We start from the raw sequence: 1,296 nt of genomic DNA on the forward strand, positions 1-1,296 counted from the left end.
TGCATCGTGAAAGTTTTCAGGAAAATCGGGAGTTTTAGGCATGACATTAACGGGATGAACAACAGGCTATTTAAAGTATAAAGGCAATCGCAGAATTCGTGACATATTTTGAAAATGAAATTGGTATCACTGGCAATACCACGCTGCACTATTACTGGGTGCGTCACGTCAACAGTGCCGGACAGGTTGGGGGCTTTAATGCACTGGCTGGAACGGCGGGTCAGGGAACGGCCATTATCAATCTGGCCGACCTGATGCTGGAAAGCCCGGAGCTGTCGGAGCAGCCGTTTTCGGTGCGCAATATTGGCACCGAAGCAGAACCGGAGTATGTGTTGATCTTCAATGGCTATCTGGCCGTCAACGGCCCGGTGAATATCAGCCAGCTTCAGTCCGGTGAACTGCAAAACGGCACGGCGCTCACGGTTGGGCAGGGTTCCATCGAGCTGAGTACCGGCAGCGATGGATTTGGTCAGATGGTGATAAGCGGCAGCGGCGGCATCGCCAGCAACGATTACCTGGTGTTGAAAGAGGGGCGGATTGAGTCCTATATCTACACCGCCAGCTCTGGCCATGTTCGTTATAAAGAGGTGCGCCGCACAGAAAGCGGCATCGGCAGGCATAACCAGACCGTGGTGATTCCCGCCTATTTCAAAAGCCAGCCCACCATTAACCTCTATCCCCGCGATATTACCGTTTATAACGCCGACTACCCTGACCAGTCCCAGCGGCTGGAGCTGTACCACTCATCCCCGATGCCTCACGGCGCCATTGAAGGGGCGTGGGTGTTCAAACCCTATGCCCGATTGCTGCTGGCGGATGGCAGCAAGACGGAGGTCAGGAACGCCCTTTACCAGGGGACCAGCAATACCACCACCTTTACCAGAGGCGGTGTGGACCAGGTGAAAAAGGTCATTCTTAAAGGACGGGTTGCCAGCCAGCGTTCCACCGGCAGCGGCGGTACCTGGCAGAACCGTAAGGTGAACGTGACCTTCCGGTATCGGCAGCAATGGGGGGAATGGATCGACGGGGAAACGGTGGCCGTGGACATCGACCAATTCACCACCCACGACATCGAACTCAGCCAGACCATGACCCAGGGCCGCTATGAGGTGGGGTTGTATTTTTTAGCGGAAGACCGTGAGGGTACGTTCAACAGTGGCAGCGTTACCTACGACTACCGGGATGAGAACAAGATTGCCAACCCCTACCAGAAAACCCTCAGTCCCACCAATTCAGCACAGACCTTCCGACACACCATTAGCATTGGTGACCCGAACATCGGTTCGGGGTGGGAGA

The 1,296-nt window shown here is 55.0% G+C and carries 1 protein-coding gene; it reads left to right on the forward strand.

The features are described 5' to 3' along the window. Positions 1-98: 98 nt before the first annotated feature. A partial coding sequence (locus AK963_RS29120) for a hypothetical protein (protein ID WP_139117780.1) occupies positions 99-1,296 on the forward strand: 1,198 nt, incomplete at its 3' end.

It is taken from the genome of Endozoicomonas atrinae (genome assembly GCF_001647025.1).
In the GTDB taxonomy this organism is placed as follows: Bacteria; Pseudomonadota; Gammaproteobacteria; order Pseudomonadales; family Endozoicomonadaceae; genus Endozoicomonas; species Endozoicomonas atrinae.